The sequence below is a fragment of the Streptacidiphilus rugosus AM-16 genome (assembly GCF_000744655.1).
GTDB classification, from domain to species: Bacteria; Actinomycetota; Actinomycetes; order Streptomycetales; family Streptomycetaceae; genus Streptacidiphilus; species Streptacidiphilus rugosus.
Map to the genome: position 1 here is coordinate 426,833 of NZ_JQMJ01000001.1, position 18,880 is coordinate 445,712.

At 69.8% G+C, this 18,880-nt stretch carries 17 protein-coding genes; 13 read left to right on the top strand and 4 right to left on the bottom strand.

The genetic code is table 11. The features are described 5' to 3' along the window. Positions 1-145: 145 nt before the first annotated feature. The 3 genes from BS83_RS01905 (at position 146) to BS83_RS41225 (ending at position 5,400) form a co-directional block, all read left to right on the top strand. Entirely contained in the window at positions 146-1,258 is a 1,113-nt protein-coding gene (locus BS83_RS01905) for a hypothetical protein (protein ID WP_157596750.1), read from the top strand. 144 nt (positions 1,259-1,402) lie between these two features. Then, entirely contained in the window at positions 1,403-1,765 is a 363-nt protein-coding gene (locus tag BS83_RS01910; protein WP_051942414.1) for an Hpt domain-containing protein, read from the top strand. 131 nt (positions 1,766-1,896) lie between these two features. Continuing rightward, positions 1,897-5,400: a hybrid sensor histidine kinase/response regulator gene (locus BS83_RS41225; RefSeq protein WP_051942416.1), complete on the top strand. Its 3,504-nt coding sequence runs from the start codon at positions 1,897-1,899 to the stop codon at positions 5,398-5,400. A gap of 18 nt (positions 5,401-5,418) precedes the next feature. Here the strand turns inward: BS83_RS41225 and BS83_RS01920 are convergent, their stop codons facing one another. Together BS83_RS01920 and BS83_RS01925 are read right to left on the bottom strand one after the other, a co-directional pair. Then, a complete protein-coding gene (locus BS83_RS01920) occupies positions 5,419-5,901 on the bottom strand; it encodes an SRPBCC family protein (protein ID WP_051942418.1) in 483 nt (160 codons plus the stop codon). Continuing rightward, positions 5,898-6,632, bottom strand: coding sequence for a TetR/AcrR family transcriptional regulator (locus BS83_RS01925; protein WP_084713029.1), 735 nt, complete (start codon positions 6,630-6,632; stop codon positions 5,898-5,900). Before BS83_RS01925 ends, BS83_RS01920 begins: the two co-directional genes overlap by 4 nt. A gap of 127 nt (positions 6,633-6,759) precedes the next feature. Between BS83_RS01925 and BS83_RS01930 the strand changes: the two genes are divergently transcribed. From BS83_RS01930 to BS83_RS01965, 8 genes are all read left to right on the top strand, one after another. Beyond that, positions 6,760-7,341 (top strand): 2-oxoacid:acceptor oxidoreductase family protein, encoded by a 582-nt coding sequence (locus tag BS83_RS01930; RefSeq protein ID WP_037599917.1) that lies wholly within the window; start codon positions 6,760-6,762, stop codon positions 7,339-7,341. Beyond that, positions 7,338-7,574, top strand: coding sequence for a 4Fe-4S dicluster domain-containing protein (locus BS83_RS01935; protein ID WP_037599919.1), 237 nt, complete (start codon positions 7,338-7,340; stop codon positions 7,572-7,574). The genes BS83_RS01930 and BS83_RS01935 overlap by 4 nt, the downstream gene beginning before the upstream one ends. Further along, on the top strand, positions 7,571-8,659 hold the full coding sequence (locus BS83_RS01940; protein ID WP_037599922.1) for a hypothetical protein: 1,089 nt from the start codon (positions 7,571-7,573) through the stop codon (positions 8,657-8,659). Before BS83_RS01935 ends, BS83_RS01940 begins: the two co-directional genes overlap by 4 nt. Then, positions 8,656-9,459 carry a thiamine pyrophosphate-dependent enzyme gene (locus BS83_RS01945; RefSeq protein WP_051942422.1) on the top strand — a complete coding sequence of 268 codons (804 nt, stop codon included), beginning with the start codon at positions 8,656-8,658 and terminating at the stop codon, positions 9,457-9,459. The genes BS83_RS01940 and BS83_RS01945 overlap by 4 nt, the downstream gene beginning before the upstream one ends. A gap of 34 nt (positions 9,460-9,493) precedes the next feature. Then, positions 9,494-10,486, top strand: coding sequence for a D-2-hydroxyacid dehydrogenase (locus BS83_RS01950; protein ID WP_051942425.1), 993 nt, complete (start codon positions 9,494-9,496; stop codon positions 10,484-10,486). Between the two features lie 224 nt (positions 10,487-10,710). Further along, on the top strand, positions 10,711-11,031 hold the full coding sequence (locus tag BS83_RS01955; protein ID WP_037599924.1) for a hypothetical protein: 321 nt from the start codon (positions 10,711-10,713) through the stop codon (positions 11,029-11,031). Between the two features lie 216 nt (positions 11,032-11,247). After that, positions 11,248-12,699 (top strand): class I adenylate-forming enzyme family protein, encoded by a 1,452-nt coding sequence (locus BS83_RS01960; protein WP_037599927.1) that lies wholly within the window; start codon positions 11,248-11,250, stop codon positions 12,697-12,699. Then, positions 12,696-13,817: a Gfo/Idh/MocA family protein gene (locus tag BS83_RS01965; protein WP_037599929.1), complete on the top strand. Its 1,122-nt coding sequence runs from the start codon at positions 12,696-12,698 to the stop codon at positions 13,815-13,817. Before BS83_RS01960 ends, BS83_RS01965 begins: the two co-directional genes overlap by 4 nt. A 41-nt stretch (positions 13,818-13,858) precedes the next feature. Here BS83_RS01965 and BS83_RS01970 read toward each other — a convergent pair whose 3' ends face one another. Beyond that, complete coding sequence (locus BS83_RS01970) at positions 13,859-14,806, bottom strand: D-alanyl-D-alanine carboxypeptidase family protein (RefSeq protein ID WP_051942428.1); 948 nt, start codon at positions 14,804-14,806, stop codon at positions 13,859-13,861. A gap of 432 nt (positions 14,807-15,238) precedes the next feature. Between BS83_RS01970 and BS83_RS01975 the strand changes: the two genes are divergently transcribed. Together BS83_RS01975 and BS83_RS01980 are read left to right on the top strand one after the other, a co-directional pair. Further along, positions 15,239-16,399: a S53 family peptidase gene (locus BS83_RS01975; protein ID WP_408640955.1), complete on the top strand. Its 1,161-nt coding sequence runs from the start codon at positions 15,239-15,241 to the stop codon at positions 16,397-16,399. 175 nt (positions 16,400-16,574) lie between these two features. Beyond that, entirely contained in the window at positions 16,575-17,351 is a 777-nt protein-coding gene (locus BS83_RS01980; protein WP_037599932.1) for a VOC family protein, read from the top strand. Between the two features lie 77 nt (positions 17,352-17,428). On the opposite strand, the gene BS83_RS01985 is transcribed toward BS83_RS01980, so the two are convergent. Further along, positions 17,429-18,655 (bottom strand): hypothetical protein, encoded by a 1,227-nt coding sequence (locus BS83_RS01985; RefSeq protein ID WP_051942430.1) that lies wholly within the window; start codon positions 18,653-18,655, stop codon positions 17,429-17,431. Positions 18,656-18,880 lie beyond the last annotated feature (225 nt).

Consider the following 18,880-nt stretch of genomic DNA (forward strand, 5'->3'; position numbering starts at 1 on the left):
ACCGCAGTCCATCCGGGGGGACGCTGCTGTAGCTGACCAGCGCATGTGTGCTTACGATGCACGTGAGGCTCGACTCTTCGGGCACGCCACAGCCCCTGGAACGAACATGCGAGTATCACATGGGGGTCGCGTCATCGCCACGTCGTTGGCCGCCGGGATGGCATTCTGCGGCTGCAGCGCCCAGCAGCCCAAAGCGGCGCTGAAATCTCCGTCAGCGGCGGTGGATCTGGCCGGTGTGTGCCCGGCCACCGTCGTCGTCCAGACGAACTGGGAGCCCGAGGCCGAACACGCCTACCTGTACCACCTGATAGGACCGGATTACCACATCGACCAGACCAGGAAGCGCGTCAGCGGGCCGCTGGTGATCGACGGGGTGAACACGGGGGTGAATATCGAGGTCCGGGCGGGCGGTGCGGCCGTCGGATTCCAATCGGTGGAAGGGCAGATGTACAGGGACCGGGACATCACACTCGGCATGGTGAGCACTGATGCGGCGGTGGCCACCTCCGCGATCTTCCCCGTCACCGCCGTCGTCGCGCCGCTGGAAAAGAGCCCGCTGATGCTCATGTGGGACCCCGGCTCCCACCCCGACTGGAAAGGGATCGCCGACATCGGAAGGAGCGGTGCGAAGGTTCTGGTGACGCTCATGGAATTCGGGGTACCGCTGGCCGTCCGAGAAGGCGTGCTGAAGCAGGCCCAGATCGACAGCAGTTACGACGGCTCGCCCGCCAGGTTCGTCACCAATCCGACCATCGCCCAGCAGGGTTACGCGACGGAGGAGCCGTACGTGTACCGGCACGACGTGCCGGAGTGGAACAAGCCGATCAGGTACCAGCTTTTCGCCGACGTCGGGTACAACATCTACGAGGCCTCGCTGTCGGTGAGGACAGGTTCTCTCGGATCGCTCTCACCATGCCTGACTAAATTGGTGCCGATACTGCAGCGGTCGCAAGTCGAATACATCCACGATCCGGGGCCCACGAACGGGATGCTTGCCGCGATCGTCCAGCAGTACCATGACGGCTGGACCTACGACCAGGCCATTGCGGACTATGCCGCCAGGACGATGAAATCTCTGGGTATCGTCGCGGACGACCGGAGCGGCCCGGTCGGCGGAATGGACATGGCCCGTGTTCAGTCGGTCGCCGTGACATTCTCGTCGATATTCGAGGCGCAGGGCGTGCAGGTGATCGCAAATCTGCGGGCGACGGACATCGCCACGGACCGGTTCATCAACAAAGGGATCACCTTGCATTGAAAGCAGGCCCATGTGAAGAACGGACCGTATGCTTTTCAGTGCGACGTCGCCAGGGCGATCATCCATGAAATACTGTGGGCAGGGGCGATAATGTCCCGCGACAGGACGCGGAGCGGACCGGGCGGAACAAGGCTAGGGGAGACGATGGTGTCGGTGCTCAACCGGGCCGTGCTGCAGGAGCTGGTGGACTCCCTCGACGCCGAGTTCGCCGTCCAGCTGATCGACGTGTTCCTTGACGACTCCGCGCAATTGGTCGACGAGATCCGCGGGGGCCTGGAGGGCCGTGACGCGGATCGCCTGCGCCGCGCCGCCCATACGCTCAAGTCCAACGGCCAGACTTTTGGTCTGGACCAGCTGGCGCCGCTGTGCAGGGAACTCGAGGGTTTCGCCGTCGCCGAGCAGTGGCAAAGCGCCGCCGACACCGCGGCACAGGTGCCGGACGCCTACCGCGCTGCGCGCCGCGCCCTGGAGGAGGCGCGCAAGGAGTACGGTCATGTCGGCCAGTGAGGGGCAGGCCGGCCTCCGCGGCTTGTGCAGCCACGATGTTCGGTGCGGAGCGGGCGCCTTTGCCTCAAACTGAGGGGAGCAGTACCCAGCGGCTCTCGCGCTGCGGGCGCTGCTGAGGGCGAGGCATCTCGATGAGCCATGACGGGTCGGCTCCTTCGGGCCTGGCGGCGCAGCGGTCACGGCCGTGGTACGGGCGGGTCCGGCGGTTGAGGTTGCGCATCTGGCACAAGCTCGGTGCCATCGCGCTGGCGTTCCTGCTGCCATTGGTTGTGGCCACCGTCTACCTGTTCGACCAGCGCGGCAGCAGCATCACCGTGGCCAATCGGGAGATGCAGGCCACCGACTTCCTTCGCCCGTTGAGTTCAGTAACGCTCGACCTGTTCACGTATCGATCGCTCTCGCTGCAGGCCGCACATGGCAGCGTGAAAGAACGGCCGATCGCAGCTGTCGAGGCCGCGATCGACGGCGACTTCATGAGGCTCTCCCAGACGGACCCCGGGCTGCAGCGAACTCTGAGTTCGACACTGGTCTCGGAGGGCAAAGGGCAACTGGAGCCGTCCGCGCTGGCGAGTGAATGGACCCTGGTCAAGGCGACGGGCCCCGTTGACGCCCTGAGCTTCGGCTCCACACGGAAACTCGTCGATGATGTGCTGTCGCTCTACTCCTACGTGGGCGACGCCTCCGGACTGCAGCGCGATCCCCAGCTCGACACGTTCTACACCGGCACCGCGATGCTGGCCCTGGAGCCACCGCTGACCGATCAGATCAGCCAGCTCGGGGACGCATTGGCGGGAGCCGCACCCGCCGGCGGCGGGTCGGGAGCCAGCGCAATCCAGGGAATCGGCCTGCTCATCAGCCAGCAACTGAGCAGGCTGAACGACGCCCTCGGCCGCGCCTTCGACGGCACTCCGGCAAACAACAACGACACAGCGCTCAGGCCCACCCTGGAGCCGCTGCTGGACCAGGCCAATACGGCTGTGAACATCCTGGTCGGTACGGCGAACACGAGAGCGCCGGGGGGCGCCGCGCCCGGCTTGACCCCTGCGGACGCCCAGGCGCTGACAGGACGTGCTGTGCAGTCCCACGCGCGGCTGTGGAACGCCATGTTCGATCAGGAACAGCGCATGCTGCACTCGCGGATCAGCAAGGACGAGACGCAGAACGCGGTGCTCTTGGCGGTCATCGGAACCGGCCTGGCGCTGATCATCGTGTTGACCACGTTGATATCCCGGCGGATCGCCCGCAACCTCTCCCGCGTGGCCGACGCGGCGAAGAACCTGGCCGAAGGCGAACTCGACACCCGGGCCGAGGTCACCAGCCAGGACGAGATCGGCACGCTGGCCACCACCTTCAACACCATGGCCGACCACCTTCAGGAGAGCTACCACGCGGTTGAGGACAAAGTTCGCCGGCGCACCCGCTCCCTCAGCCTGCTGCAGGGCGTGGCCACCGCCGCGAACAAGGCGACGACCTGGGACGAGGTCCTGGCTGAAGCCCTGCCCCTGATCTGTGACCACATGGGCTGGGCCGGCGCACGCGCCTACATGGTGGAGCACCTCGCCCAGGGGAGACACATCGGTGCCGCCAACGAACTGAGCCTCTCCCCGGTGCGGTACACGCAGCTCCCGTGGCCCGCGGCCGCCATTGAGAGCCTGATGAACCGCCCCGCGTCGGCCTTGGTGGTGAGGGCCCACGCGAGCGGCACGCCGCAGGGCCCCGAACCGCTTGCGGCCACCGGGCGGGACGAGGAACTGCGCGCGGCAACGGGCCTCGCCGGGACCATAGCCTTCCCCGTGGTCATCCACCAGGGCGCGGCCGGAGTGGTTGAGTTCTTCACCTCGGAGATGCGCGATCCAGGTGAGGCGGCCGTCGCGCTGATCGCCGGGCTCATCGCTCAGCTCGGCCGGGTGCGGGAGCGCGAGATCGCTGGCGAGGCACTCGAAAGGGCCGCAGAGGAGGCTGAAGCAGCGAACCGGGCCAAGAGCGCATTCCTGGCCAATATGAGCCACGAGATCCGCACCCCCATGAACGCCGTCATGGGGATGGGAGAACTGCTGCTCCGCACCTCGCTGAACGAGGAGCAGCAGAGCTATGCCCGAACCATCCAGGACAGTGCGGAGAGCCTGCTGACGATCATCAACGACATCCTCGACTTCTCCAAGGTCGAGGCCGGAAAATTCCAGCTCGAACAGGTTCCGGTCGATCTGCTCGGGTGCGTCGAGGCGGCGTTCGATTTGATCGCCCCCAAGGCCGGAAAGAAGGCGGGCCTCGATCTGGCCTACGTCATGGATGACGCGCTGCCCGACCGGATCGTCGGTGACCCGGTGCGGTTGCGCCAGATCCTCATCAACCTGCTCGACAACGCGGTGAAGTTCACCGACAGCGGAGAGATCGTACTGACCGTGACCCGGATGAGCCCGGACGGCGGTGGCGACCACGAGGGCGGGCAGGGGACCGGGGCGATCGCCGGTCGGCAGGATCCTCGAGGGGAGGCCCTCACGCTGCGCTTCTCCGTGCGCGACAGCGGCGTGGGGATTCCCGCGGACCGCCTCCCCCAGCTCTTTCGGGTCTTCGAGCAACTGGACTCCTCCACCACCCGCCGGTACGGCGGCACCGGCCTCGGGCTGGCCATCAGCAGCCGCCTGGTCGAGTTGATGGGCGGCACCATCTGGGCTGAGTCCGAGCCCGGCAGTGGTTCCACCTTCCACTTCACCATCCCCACCACAACACCCGCTGCGCAGCCGCCGCAGCCGGCTGAAGCCCGCATCGCCCTACGCGGCAAACGCCTGCTCGTCGTCGACGACAACCACACCAACCAGATGATCATCACCAGACAGGCCGACGCCTGGGGTATGCACGTACGCGCGACAGGATCACCGAGACAGGCGCTTGCCTGGATCGGCGAGGGAGATCCGTTCGATGCGGCGATCCTGGACATGCAGATGCCTGAAATGGACGGTTACGCGCTCGCCCGGGAAATCGCGCGTTTGCGACAGGGCCTGCCGATGTTCCTGCTGACCTCCACCGGGAATCCGGAGAGTTCCAGGAGCGAAACAGCGCTCTTCGTCGCCTGCCATACCAAGCCCATCAAAGCCGAGCGACTCTACGAGAGCCTGCGCCAGGTCCTCAACCCGCACGAGGCGACACAGCAGCCGCAAGAAACCGCTGAACCGGAGCCGGCCGCCGAAGAGTTGAAGCCCCTGCTTATCCTTCTGGCGGAGGACAACAACGTCAACCAGAAGGTCGCCCTGCGCATGCTCAACACGATCGGCTACGCGGCGGATGTGGTCGGAAACGGTGAGCAGGTCCTGGAAGCCCTTCGGCGGAAGCCCTATGACCTGGTGCTGATGGACGTTCACATGCCTGTCATGAACGGCCTCGACGCATCGCGCGCCATCTACCGCGAATGGCCGCAGGAACAGCGTCCGTACATCATCGCTCTCACCGCGAGCGCCATGCCCGAAGATCACGACGCATGCCTTGCGGCGGGAATGGACGACTACCTCACCAAACCGCTCAGCCTGACCACTTTGGCCGGCACTCTGAACCGATTCACGCTCCGAACAGCCCGTTCCGAACCCCCGTCACGGCCGCCGTCGGAGCAACCACCCGAGCAGCCCATGGCCATGTCCTGATGCGCCGTCGGGCTGGCCTCACCCGCCGAGCGTGAGGCTCAACGCGTTCATCGCGGTGCGGAAGGTGGTGCGCAGCCGGGCGGGCAGCTGATCCATGTGCGGCGCGACCAAAGGGCCCGGGTCGATCGCGAACGTCCACTCGACCAAGGTTCCTCCGCCCGCGTCGTGCAGCACCCAGTCCTCGGCGAGGGCTTCGGCCAGCGGCTGTGAGCAGGAGTCGAGCCGGTACGCCCAACGTGAGGGCGTCTGCCAGGCCAGCATGGTCTCCCGGTAGACGATGCCGTCGGTGTCGGCCTGCCGCACCGTGCCCACCCCATGGGGTGGCGCGCTGAGGTAGGCGCCGCCCCGCAGTCGGGGGAACCAGACGGTCCAGGTGGACGGATCGGCGCTGATCGACGCGAACACGACGGCTCGGGGCGCGGCCACGGGCTCGGTGAAGGTGTAGCGGTGCGGCGCGTCGGACAGGAACGGCAGTCCGACGGGGCGCAGGCGGTGTGTCACGGCTTCCTCCGGCTTCGGGATCGGGCGCCCCGCTCGCGCGTCGTGGTGGGCGGGGCGCACGACGCGGGGTTGCCGAGCAGCCCGCCCTGGACGAAGGCGACGAGGTGGTCGATGTCGTCCGGGGTCGGGTGCGTGCCTGCCCGGAGATGGTCGTGCAGGACGGCCAGGGTCAGCAGATAGACGGTGCGTGCATCACGCTCGTGCGTCGACGGGCCGGACCGGCGGGGGGAGTCCGGGGACCGGCGTGCGGAAGACGCGTGGCCCAGCGCTTCCGCCAGTGGGTCGATCACGGCCTGCTCGGACACCTGGCGTTCCCTCGGGAGGCGCGAGGCCAGCCGGTCGGCGTGCGCAAGGAAGGGGCGGGTGCGGGCCGCGGCGCGCGGATCGCCCGCTTGGGCGAGGACGCCCTCGATCCACGCTCGTACGGCGCCGGGCGGGTCCGCTGCCTGGGCCATGCGACGGCGAAGGGAGCCGGCCAAGCGGCGGTGCCCGTCGTCCAGCAGGGCGGCCATCAGGTCGTCCTTGGATCGGAAGTGGCGGTAGAAGACCTGGTTGGACAGCCCCGCGGCGGCCAGGATCGCGCGGACGGTCGGGTCGAGGTCCCCGGTGCGCTCGATCACCTCCAGGGCGCCGTCGAGCAGCCGCCGGACCTCCTCGGCGGAGGCTTCGTAGCGGCCGGCGAGTGGCCGCTGCACCGCGCGTGTGACCAGATCCGTCCTTTGTGGTGCCACGGCCCGCCCCTTCCCGCCGGAACACGCGTCCGGTTCGCATTGCCGCGTTCTGGCGTCCGGGAACGCCTCTCCCTATGCTGAGAACAGTGTTCTGATGATACGTCAGATCTTGTGGCAGGGAGGCACTATGGAGCGCGAGCTGTTGCTGACCGGAATCGGCGGCCAGGGAATACAGCTGGCCGCGCAACTGATGGCCACCGCGCTGGCCGCCTGCGGCCGCGGCGTGCAACTGTTCGGAAGCTATGGCGGCATGATGCGCGGCGGTGCCACCGAGGCAACCCTGATCGCTGCTGAGGGTGCGGATGTCCAAGGCCCGCCGACCGTGTCCTCGGCGTGGTCGGCGATCGTCATGCACGACGCCTACGCCGAGGGCGTACTCGCCCGGCTTCGGCCCGACGGACTGCTCGTGGTCAACAGCTCCCTGTGCCGCTCACGACCCGAGAGCGGTGGCCCGCACGTACTGGAGGTGGCCACCGGCGACCTCGTGGTCGGCCAGGGCGCGCCCGCCGCGACCTTGGTGGCGGTGGGCGCTTACTGCAGAGCCACCGAACTGGTGACCCTCGACGCCCTTGTCGCGGCCCTGCCCGCCGTCCTGCCGTCCTACCGCCGCCGGCACGAGCCTACCGGTATCAAGGCGCTGACCATCGGCTACCACTCGGTGGCCCGCTGCGAGGCACCCGCCTGGGAGCCTGCGGAGGCGACCCGGTGAGCGCGGGCACCGTGGTGATCGACCAGGAGGCGTGCAAGGGCTGCGAGCTGTGTATCGCGGCCTGCCCGGCCTCGGTCCTGGTCATGACCACCGACCAGGTCAACGTGCGGGGCCACCGCTACCCGCAGCTGTTGGCCGGCTGTATCGGCTGCACCGCCTGCACTGCCATCTGCCCCGACTTCGTCTTCCAGGTCTACCGATTCGACCGGCCCGATCCGGACGGTGACGCGTGATCGCCGTGGCTCCCACTCCGCTGCCGGCCGGATCGGACGTGATCGCCGCCGCGATGGTCGCGGCCGGCTGCCGTTTCTTCGCCGGATATCCGATGACCCCCTTCACCGAAATCCTCGAAGCCATGGCCCGCCGTCTGCCGCAGGCCGGCGGCGTCTGCTTGAACGCCGAGAGCGAGATCGAGGCGATCGGCATGTGCTGGGGCGCCGCTGCGGCGGGCACCCTCGCCGCCACCGGGTCGACCGGCCAGGGACTGTCCCTGATGCAGGAATCCCTGGCCGAAATGGCTCTGGCACGACTGCCGCTGGTGGTCGTCGACATGGCCCGCGGACAGGGCGACTACTTCCAGGCCACCCGAGGCGGCGGCCACGGCGACTACCGGCTGCCCGTACTCGCGCCGATCGACGTGGCCGAAGCAGTCGCCCATGTGAAACTGGCCTTCACCTGGGCCGAGGCCTGGCGCACCCCGGTGCTGGTCCTGGGCGACTACTACCTCGCCCACACCCACCGCTCCGTTGCAGAGCCGACCCGCAGCACTCCGCTGCCGCCGCCGTGGAGCCTGGACGGCACCACGGGCGGTAGCGGCCACGCGAAACTGATCTCCCCGCTAGGCACCACCAAGCAACGCGACGGCCTCGGCGGCGAAGCCGGCTACGACCTGTCCGTCCACTACCACGATGCCGCGGCCCGCACCGCCACCATGCTCCGGTGCCTGCCGCCGCAGACCGAGAGCCTCTACCTCGACGACGCCGAACTGGTCGTGATCGCCTACGGCACGCCGGCCGCCTACGTGCGCGCAGCGGTCCGTGAGCTGCGCGCACGCGGAGCCCGCGTCGGCTACCTCCGCCCGGTCACCCTGGTGCCCTTCCCGTCAGCCGCGATCGCGCGGCTGACCGGCAGCGCACGCGCCGTCGCCGTCTACGAGAACAACACCGGCCAAGCGCTCGACGACGTCCGCCTGGCGGTGGAGGGGCGCGTGCCGGTCCGCTGGATCGGTGGCCTGTCGATGGACGCCTCCGGCTTCGGAATCGCCCCGGACCTGGACGTGCGGATCCTCAGCCGCCGCATCGAGGAGGCCATGCCATGACCGACCGACCCATGTTGCCCATCATCCCCTCCGCCACGGCGCCCACCCGCCCGGCCACCTTGCTGCACGACCGCACCCCGGACCTCATCGACGTCGGCGCCCACCAACTGTGCCCCGGCTGCGGCGAGCCCGTCGCGCTCCGCGCGATCGTCGAAGCCGTGGCCGAACTCGACCTCACCCGCGCCTGCGTGGCCGTCTTCGGGATCGGCTGTTACACCGCCTTTTCCAACAACCTGGACATCGAAGTCGTCCAGGCCCTCCACGGACGCGCCCCCTCGGTGGCGACCGGCCTGGTCCGTGCCCGCCCCGAACTGACCGTCCTCACCGTCCAAGGCGACGGCGACATGGTCAACGAGGGGTTGCAGGAAGTCCTGCACGCCGCCGCCCGCGGCGAACGCATTGCCTGCTTCATGCTCGACAACGGCGTCCTCGGTGAAACCGGCGGGCACATGACCGCCGCCACACCGCTGGGCCAGCGCACCAAGAACACCCTCGAGGGCCGCGACGCCGCCCGGCACGGTCACCCGATCGAGCTGAGCGACCTCGTCGCCCGGCTCGACGGCACCCGCTACGTCGCCCGTGGGGCGGTCAACTCCGCCGTGAACGTCCACCGGACCAAGAAGCTCATCCACGGCGCCCTGCGAGCCCGGCAGCACGGGTTCGCCCTCGTGGAAATACTCACCATGTGCCCCACCGGATGGTTCGTCGACACCACCGAAGCCCCCGACTACCTGGTCCAGCGACGCGGCCCCGACCAGATCCTCGGCGTCGTCAAGGACACCACCAGACCGACAACATGACCGCACCTCCCAACCCCGCCACTGGAGGAGACCCGTGGACGAGGCCACCGTCACCGTGGGGCTGGCCTACCCGCCCGCCTGGGACCCACGACCGCCGGACCGCATCGCCGCCGACCTCGCCGAACTCCACGCCATCAGCCCACGCGTCCGTGTCGTGCGCTGCCGCCTGGACCGCGAGGCCGGGGCAGCCGGCGACATCGCCGCACGGCTGACGGCGGTGCTCGCCCTCAAACTGCCCGAGGACGTGACCCGCACCGCTCCCCGCCTGCGCTGGGTTCAGTGCCTCGGCGCCGGCGTGGGCCACCTTCCGGTCGCGAAGCTCACCGCCCACGGAGTCCGGATCACCACCGGATCAGGAGCCAACGCAGCCGCCGTCGCCGAGTTCGCCCTGGCCCGCCTGCTGTGGCACATAAAACGCTTCGACGACCTGGCCCGCCTCCAGACAGACCGCCGCTGGACGCCCTGCCACGGGCAACAGCTCACCGGAACCACCCTGGGCATCCTCGGCGCCGGCACCATCGGAACCCACATCGCCACCCGTGCCCAGGCGTTCGGCATGCGCGTCCTGGCTGTCGCACGCCGCCCCCGTTCACCGCACCCGCCCGTCGACGCCCTCTATCCGCCGGAAGGCCTGCACGCCATGCTCGCCCAGTGCGACGCCGTCATCGCCGCCCTGCCCGAAACCCCGGCGACCACCGGCTGGATGGACAAGGAGGCCTTCGCGGCGATGCCCCCTGGCAGTTTCTTCTGCAACGTCGGCCGCGGATCCCTGGTCATGGAGGATGCGCTGGTCACCGCCCTGCGCAGCGGGCACCTGGCCGCAGCTGCTCTCGACGTCACCGCGGTCGAGCCGCTCCCCGCCGACAGCCAGCTGTGGTCCGCCCCGAATCTCGCGCTGTCACCGCATGCCGCGGCATCCCCTGCCGCGCACTTCACCGGCCTGTTCGCCCTGCTCCAACAGAACCTGACGCGTTACCTGGCAGGACAGCCGCTGATCAACCGTTACGACCCGGCGCAGGGCTACTGACGCGCACAGCCCCGCACGCACACCACAGGGAGAGACGCACCGTGACTCCTCCCCCTCGTGAACGAGGGGGCTTCTCACCCGGGTCCGTGGACCCTCATGACGGCCAAGCCCTGACCGCTGCCCGAGAGCAGGTCACTGATGATACTGCGTCACTCCGTGGCGCTCACCCCAGGGATGCGTTTCCCTCCCCGGCCGAGGCCGGGGATACCCACGCAAGGAGAGAGATGGGCACACCTCGCCGCCTCGGCAACCCCGGAACCGCGATCCTCTTCGAAGACCAGCACGTCCGCGTCTGGGAACTGCGGCTGGAGCCGGGCGAACGCAGCGACACCCACCACCACGAGCTGGACCACCTGCTCATCCAGGTCCGCGGCGACCGCATCGCCGTCGAGCCGGAACCGGACAGCCATGGACCGTTCCGCGAGTACCTGGAAGCCCCGGTCACCCCCGGCGCGGTGCTCCACGTGTCGCGCGGCGGCATCGAAACGGCCCACAACACGGGCACCGAGCACTACCTGGAAATCATCGTCGAACTGAAGAACTGAGCCGCGGTCACAGGGACGCACGAGGGAGCGCGCGTGACTCCTCCCCCTCGTGAACGAGGGGGCTTCTCACCCGGGTCCGTGGACCCTCATGACGGCCAAGCCCTGACCGCTGCCCGAGAGCAGGTCATTGATGATACTGCGTCACTCCGTGACGCTCACCCCAGGGATGCGTTTCCCTCCCCGGCCGAAGCCGGGGATACCCACGCAAGGAGAGAGATGGAACAGCTGCTCATCGGAGACATCTTCACCAACGCCGCCCGTGCCGCCCCCGGGCAGACCGCCGTGGCGCTCGACGATGACCGCCTCACCTTCGGGCAGCTCGACACCCGGTCCGACCGCATGGCCGACACGATCCACGCGCACGGGGTGCGCGCCGGTGACCGGGTCGCCGTCCTCCTGGACACCAGTCTCGACGCCGTCACCGTGTTCGCCGCGCTCGCCAAACTGGGCGCCGTCTTCAGTCCCGTCGCCGCCGCCCTCCCCGACGCGGAGCTCTCCCGCCTCCTGCTCGCCCTGGCCCCTGCGCTCCTGATCACCACCGCCTCGCCCGGGAACGACCTGCGCCGCCTCGCCGAGGCGTACCGCATTCCCCTGTACTCCACCGCCACTGAGGCTGAGAGCCCCCCACGGGCCGGACGACCTCCCGCCGCCCTCCGCGAGACGGATCCGCACGCCGTCTTCTTCACCTCCGGCACCACCGGCCGGCCCAAAGGCATCGTCTTGTCCCACCGCGTCAACTACCTGCGCTCCCACCCCGGCTCCCAGCTCGAACCCCGCGGCGCCGCCGTGTGTTCCTTCCCGCTCACCCACATGGCCGCCTGGACCATCTCCTTGCAGCAATGGCAGGCCCGCGACCGGGTCGTCTACACGCGCCGGGCCGACGGTACGGCCATCGGCCATGCCGTACGCGCCCACCAGGCCACCCGCCTGTACTGCATCCCCGCCGTGTGGGACCGCGTCCTGGAGGAGGACCCCACGGCCCTGGCCACCCTCCGCTTCGCCGACACCGGCACCAGCGCCGTCACGCCGGACCTGCTCTCCGCTGTCCGGTCGGCCAGCCCCCGCGCCTACCTGCGCGTCTTCTACGGCTCGACCGAGGCCGGCAACATCGCCTCCATCGACGGCGCCGACCTCCTCGCCCATCCCGGCAGCGTCGGCGTCCCCGGTACCGGCGTCCGGCTGCGCCGCAGCAGTGAAGGAGAAGTCCAGGTGCGCGGCCCGCTGTTGTTCGACGGCTACCTCGACGATCCCGCCGCCACCGACGACGCCTTCGACCGCGGCTGGTACCGCACCGGCGACCTGTGCGACCTCGACGCCGACGGACGCATCACCCTCACCGGGCGCACGGGCGACCTGATTCGCACCGGGGGCGAAGCCGTCTCCCCGACCGAGGTCGAACAGGCTCTCGCCGACCACCCAGCGGTCCGCGAGGTCGGCGTCGTCGGCCTGCCCCACCCACGCTGGGGAGAGGTGATCTGTTGCGCCGTGGTGCCCCACAACCGGTCCGCCCCACCGACCCTCTCCGACCTGCGCAACCACCTCAACGGCCGCCTTCCGGCCTACAAGCACCCGCGCAGCCTCACGATCCTTGACGCCCTGCCCCGGACGGGCGCCACCGGCCAACTGCGCCGCGCCGACCTCGCCGCCCTGATGGAGACCCCACGATGACCCGCAACCCGAACCTCCCGAGCGGCTCGGGCGTCGCTGTCGTTGGCACCGGATACGGCTGTCTCACGCACGTCCCCGCGCTGCGCCGGGCCGGCTTCACCGTCCACGCCCTCGTCGGCCGCGACGCGGACCGCACCGCGCAGCGTGCGGCGCGCCTGGGCATCCCGCACGCCTTCACCGACGTGGCTGCGGCCCTGGCCCACCCCGGCATCGACGCCGTGACGGTTGCCACGCCCCCGTCCGCCCACGCCGACATCGTCCTGCAGGCGGTGCAGGCCGGAAAGCACGTCCTGTGCGAGAAGCCCTTCGGCCGCAACGCAGCCGAGGCCGCCCGGATGCTCACCGCCGCCGAACGCGCCGGAGTGGTCCACCTGGTCGGTTGCGAGTTCCGCTATGCCACCGCGCAAGCCCTGGCCGCCCGCGCGGTCGCGGACGGTGCCATCGGCACGCCACGTCTGGCCACCTTGCTCACCCTGCTCCCGATGTTCGCGGACCCCCGGGCCACCGCCCCCGCCTGGTGGTTCGACCCCGAGTTCGGCGGCGGATGGCTCAACGCCCACGCCGCCCACGGTATCGATCAGATCCGCACCACCCTCGGCGAGTTCGCGGGCCTGTCCGCCGGCCTGACCCGCACCCGCGAGCGCGGCAGCGGAACCGCCGAGGACGCTTACTCGATCCACTTCGAGCTCGCCACAGGTGTCGACGGCGTGGCACAGTCCAGCATCGCCTCGTCCGGCCCCCTTCTCATGACCACCCGGATCACCGGTTCGAGCGGCAGCCTGTGGATCGAGGGGGACCAGGTGTGCCTGGCGGACGTCCACGGGCGGACCACGCTCGTGGCCCCGCCGGACCCGGCCGCCGCTGCGCCCGAACCCCCGCCCCCCGACCTGCTCGTCACCGCCTACGACCGGCTGCACGCCACCGGCATCGACCTGACCCCCTACACGCGGCTCGCCGCCACCTTCAGATCGCTTATCGAGGACGGCAAGCCCCTGCCCGGCCCGATCCCGGCGACCTTCGCCGACGGGCTGGCCCTCGCCCGCGTCCTGGACGCTGTGCGCCGGTCCGCGCGCGAGCGCCGCTGGGTGCAGCTGGCAGCAACGGACACGGATGGGTAAGGGCGGCAGGCAGGCCTGACGGACGGTCGCACGGTCCCCCTTCACCGCGCAAGCGGGAGAGGAGACCCGGCGCCCTCATCCGACGGCCCCGCTGCCGGAAGCACGGCGGCGGTGGCCTTCGCCCTGCGGCCGGACGCTGCGGAAGACAGCGTCGCGGCGCTGGTGAGCAGAGCACCGGCGGCCGTCGCTATCGGCGTGTCCGTGGGTTGGGCCATGACCGCGATGATGATCGGCCGTCGGCCGCGGGCCGGTGGCCGGGCAGCCAGCACCAGGTTTCTGCCAGCCGCGGTGGTGGTGCCGGTCTTGCCCGCGAAGACGCCGAGGCGGCCCAGCAGGGGGTTGGTGTTGGCGTGCTGTCGTCCGGTGGGGTCGGTGTAGGAGGAACCGGCAACCTCACGGAAGCCGGGGACCCGCAGTGCCGCACGGAGGAGTGCGACCTGGTCCGTTGCGGTGCTGACGGTGGCGGCGTCCAGGCCGCTGGGGTCGGTGTAGCGGGTGGAAGTCATGCTGAGCGCTCGGGCGAGGGCGTTCATCTCGGTGACGAAGCCGGCGCGGCTGCCGGCGCACCACCTGGCGATCTCCTCGGCGATGTTGTTGGCGGACACGGCCAACAGGGCGTGCAGAGCCTGGCGCTCGGTGAATCGCTGACCTTCGCAGACGGGCACCAGGCTCTCGCCGTTGGCGACCCGGTCCAGGTAGCGGGCGGCCTCTGCGGCGGAGACGGTGAAGCTCGGGCCGGGCTTGCCGGTACGCAGGGGGAAGCACCGCAGGAACAGGAGCGCTGTCATGATCTTGGCCGTGCTCGCGGTGGGAATCGGTTCCTGGCGAGTGGACGAGGCGAACAGAGCGCCGTCGACGGCGGCAGCCGCCTGCCCGACCCGTGGCCACTTCAGCGGCACTTGCGGCCCCAGCTCGGTCCGCCAGGGCACCGTCGGCACCTGGGGCGCCTCGCCGGGCAGCAGGCTGGCGTAGGGCAGGCAGGCGTCCATCGCTGCTCCTGACATAGCGCTCGGATCGAAACCCTTTGAGGCTCTGCCGATCACGCAGGGGCGGGGGAGGGCGGCAAGGGCATCCGTTCGGGCAACCTCACGAGCGTCGGGGCTGGCGCCCGCCAAGGGATTCGACCGGGAGCCGTCGACGAACGCCTGACCGCTTCGGGGAGTGTGCCCCGCAGACACACCGGTCAGCCTGTGCCGCAGGCGGGATGCCAGGAGCCTCCCGTGACCCGAAGGTCTGCCCGGTGGCACCTTCGCGGCGCCCGGCCGTGCGCCCACGCTGAGGACCCTGACCGGATGTTCGATCCGCCCAACCGTGGCGCTGACCGAGGAGGTTGTCCTGTGCCCTTCCCGATTCCGGCGCTTGCGCTGCGACGAGTGGTCCTTCCTCTGACCGCGGCCGCGACCGTTGCCGCCTCCTGCATCATGGGCGCGGGGGGCGCCACCGCGGCTCCGCGGGTGTCCTGGACCCGCGCCTGCGCCCAGGTGAACAGTCTTGGACAGGCGGCCTGCGGAGCGCTGCGGGTCACCGCGGCCACCGAGCACGTCCACGCCTTCGGGGTGACCGCGCAGGTGCTGCCAACCGGATTCGGTCCGCTGGACCTGCGCGGCGCGTACGGGATCCCCGCCAATGGCGGGACCGGACAGACCGTGGCGGTTGTCGACGCCTTCAACGATCCGCACGCGGCCGCCGACCTGGCCGTCTACCGGTCCCAGTACGGCCTGCCCGCCTGCACGGTCGCCAGCGGCTGTTTCAAGCAGGTCAGTCAGACCGGCAGTACCACACGCCTGCCCCGCAACAACGCCGGCTGGTCCGGGGAGATCTCTCTCGACCTGGACATGGTCTCCGCGATCGCCCCGAACGCCCGTATCGTCCTGGTCGAAGCGAGCAGCGCCACCATTCCCGCTCTTGGCAGTGCCGTGAACGAGGCCGTCAAACTCGGTGCCAGGTTTGTCTCCAACAGTTACGGCGGTGCCGAGACAGGAATCGAACTCAACTGGGACAGCGAGTACTTCAACCATCCGGGGGTCGCCATCACGGCCAGCAGCGGCGACAGCGGCTACGGCCCGGAGTACCCTGCCGCCTCACCTGACGTGACCGCCGTGGGCGGCACCTCGCTGGTGCGTTCGAGCAGCAGCCCCCGCGGCTGGAGTGAGAGCGCCTGGTCGACCAGCAGCACCGAGGGCACAGGCTCGGGCTGCTCCGCCTACGAGGCCAAGCCCGGCTGGCAGACCGACTCCGGCTGCTCTCGCCGGACCATCGCCGACGTCTCCGCCGTCGCCGATCCAGCCACCGGCGTCGCCGTCTACCAGAGCTACGGCGCCAACGGCTGGCAGGTCTACGGTGGCACCAGCGTCGGTGCCCCGTTGATCGCGGCGGTGTACGCCGACGCCGGAACCTCCCAGCCCGCCGTTCCGGCCGCCGACCCCTACCACGCTGCAGCCACCGTGCCAGGCGCCCTCAACGACGTCACCACAGGCGCCACCACCTCCTGCTCGCCGTCCTACCTGTGCGCCGCCGGCCCGCACTACGACGGCCCGACCGGTCTCGGCACCCCCCAGGGTCTGACCGCGTTCGCCGGCTGACGGCTACACCGCGGCTGGCGGCCACCCTCCTGCGGATCGGACGCGGGTTCTGCTCCGACGCCGCCCGACGGGCGGTGGCCGGTGCGGTGCGAAAGACTGTGAGGCGGCTCACACCGAGTGTCCCCGCCCGGATCGGCCGGGGAGGACTCACGCAGCCCTCACCTCAGGAGTAGCGATGCTCAGCACCACCTTCGTCGACGGCGGCCCGGTCTGGATCGACCTGGGCAGCCCGGACGTGAAGGCCACCACGGCCTTCTACACCCAGCTCTTCGGCTGGACTGCCGCCTCCGCCGGCCCCGAGGCCGGCGGCTATGTCTTCTTCCAGCAGGGGGGCAAGACCGCCGCGGCGTGCGGCCCCCTGAGCGAGGAGGCCGCCTCTGGGTCGTGGACCGTCTACTTCGGTACGCACGACATCGACGTCGCCGCCAAGAGCGTCGACCAAGCCGGCGGCCATGTCCGTGTGGCACCCATGGACGTGATGGACGAAGGCCGAATGGGCCAGTTCACTGACGCCCAGGGCGCCCAGTTCGCGCTCTGGAAGCCCGGCAAGACCCAGGCGCTCGGCGCAGTGAACACGCCGGGAACCCTGTGCTGGACCGAGTTGCACACCCCGGACACGGCCGCCGCCCGAACGTTCTACGACCACCTCTTCAGCTGGCAGGTCAAGGACATGGACATGCCTGGCGGCATGACCTACACCACTCTCTGCACGGCCGACGACAAGGACGCATTCGGCGGCCTGATGCCGGCCAGGCCGGGGGAGAAGCCCGGCTGGCGAATCTACTTCGAGGTCGCCGACTGCGACGCCACCACGGAAAAGGCCAAGGCCCTCGGCGGTAAGGTGCTGGACCAGCCCGAGACGATGTCCGGCGTAGGGCGGATGGCCACGCTCGCCGACCCGCACGGGGCGCCCTTCTCGGTGATCACGAGCGAATCCCAGCAGGAGAGCTGAGAACCGGTCGCACGATCCGGCCGTTCACCGGACCCGGCCTGCCAGCAGGCCGGGTCCGGTGAACGGCGCCGACGGGGTCAGTTGACGCAGCCTGGTACGGAGTTGAGGCTTCCCTTGCAGTTGGAGGGAGTGTTGCCCTGGATGACCGAGAACGTGTTGTGCACCGTGGCGGAGTTGAACACGCCGCCCGGGCCGGTGCCGGACGTGTTACCCGTGACGCTGCTCAGGTAGAGCGTGGCAGTCGTGCCGGCGTCGCTGTTGTACAGGCCCCCGGCCTGGCCTCCGGCTGTGTTCGCGCTGATGGAGCTCACTTTGAGGACGAGCGTGGCACCGGACTCGTTGGCGATTCCCCCTGCGCTCCCAGTCGGGTCGGACGCCTGGTTGTGCGTGATAGCGCTGGCGCTGATGGTGAGTGGGGCGTCGTTCCAGATGCCCCCGCCTGCTCCGGTCGCGTCGGCGGCGGTGCCGCGATTGTTGTCGACGCTGCTGGCGGTGACGGTCACGGGACCGCCGTCGTGGTCGATCCCTCCGCCGTAGTCTGCGGTGTTGCCGCTGATGACGGTGCCGTCGATGCTGGACGTGCCGCTGTCCTGATCGAATCCTCCACCGGCGAAGTCGGCCTGGTTGTTCTGGAGCCGGGACGCGGTAAGGGTGAGGGTGCCGTTGTTGCTGATGCCGCCGCCGACCCCGCTGCCGGAGTTCTGCGCGGTGTTGTCGCTGACGGTGCTGGCGTTCAGCGTGGCGGTCGCGCCAGCGGCGTTCATGATTCCTCCGCCTTCGGTCGCGGCGTTGTGCGTGACGGTGAGCCCGCTGCCGTACAGGGCGCCCCCGGTCTCGACCAATACCGCTCCACCCGCGTCCTGCCCGCTGGAAAGGGGGGCGGTGTGGCCCCCCTTGAGGGTGAGCACGCCGGCGGTGAGCCGGCCGTGGTCACCGATGTCGAGCAGCCGGAACAGCGGGGCACTCGGGTCGCGCTGGATGGTGGCACCGTTCCCGTTCACTGTGATGGGGCTGGTGATGGTCGGGAGCGCGGCCCCGGCACCCGGTGCGGGGGGCTGAAGAAAGTCGTAGACGCAGCCGGGGGTGAGGGTTACGGTGCCGCCCGCGTTCGCGTTGGCTGCGTTGATCGCAGCGGTCAGGGCCGTGGCGCTGCACGGGACCGGGGTGACCGCGTGCGCAGGGGACGCCACGGCCAGACCGCCGACCAGGGCGCCGAGACCGGCCAGGACGGTGACCGATCGCCCCGCCGCCGCCCGGACCCGACTCGCACGTGGTGCGCGGAGAATCGCGTTGCTTTCGTTCATGTTGGGTACCCACCTCACCGCAGGAATCCGGAGATCGATCTTTGCTTCGACTCTATGGAGCTCCCCGGGGGAGATCAGGGGGAGGAGAGGCGGTGAGGGAGCGGAAAGGTCTGCCCTGCTGCCGGGCCGCACAGGCAGCCGTGTTTGAAGCAGCAGAGGTCAGCGGTGACAGCTCACCCTGCGTTCCGCGGACCCGTCGGCCGCGGGGTGAGCCCCGCAAGGCGG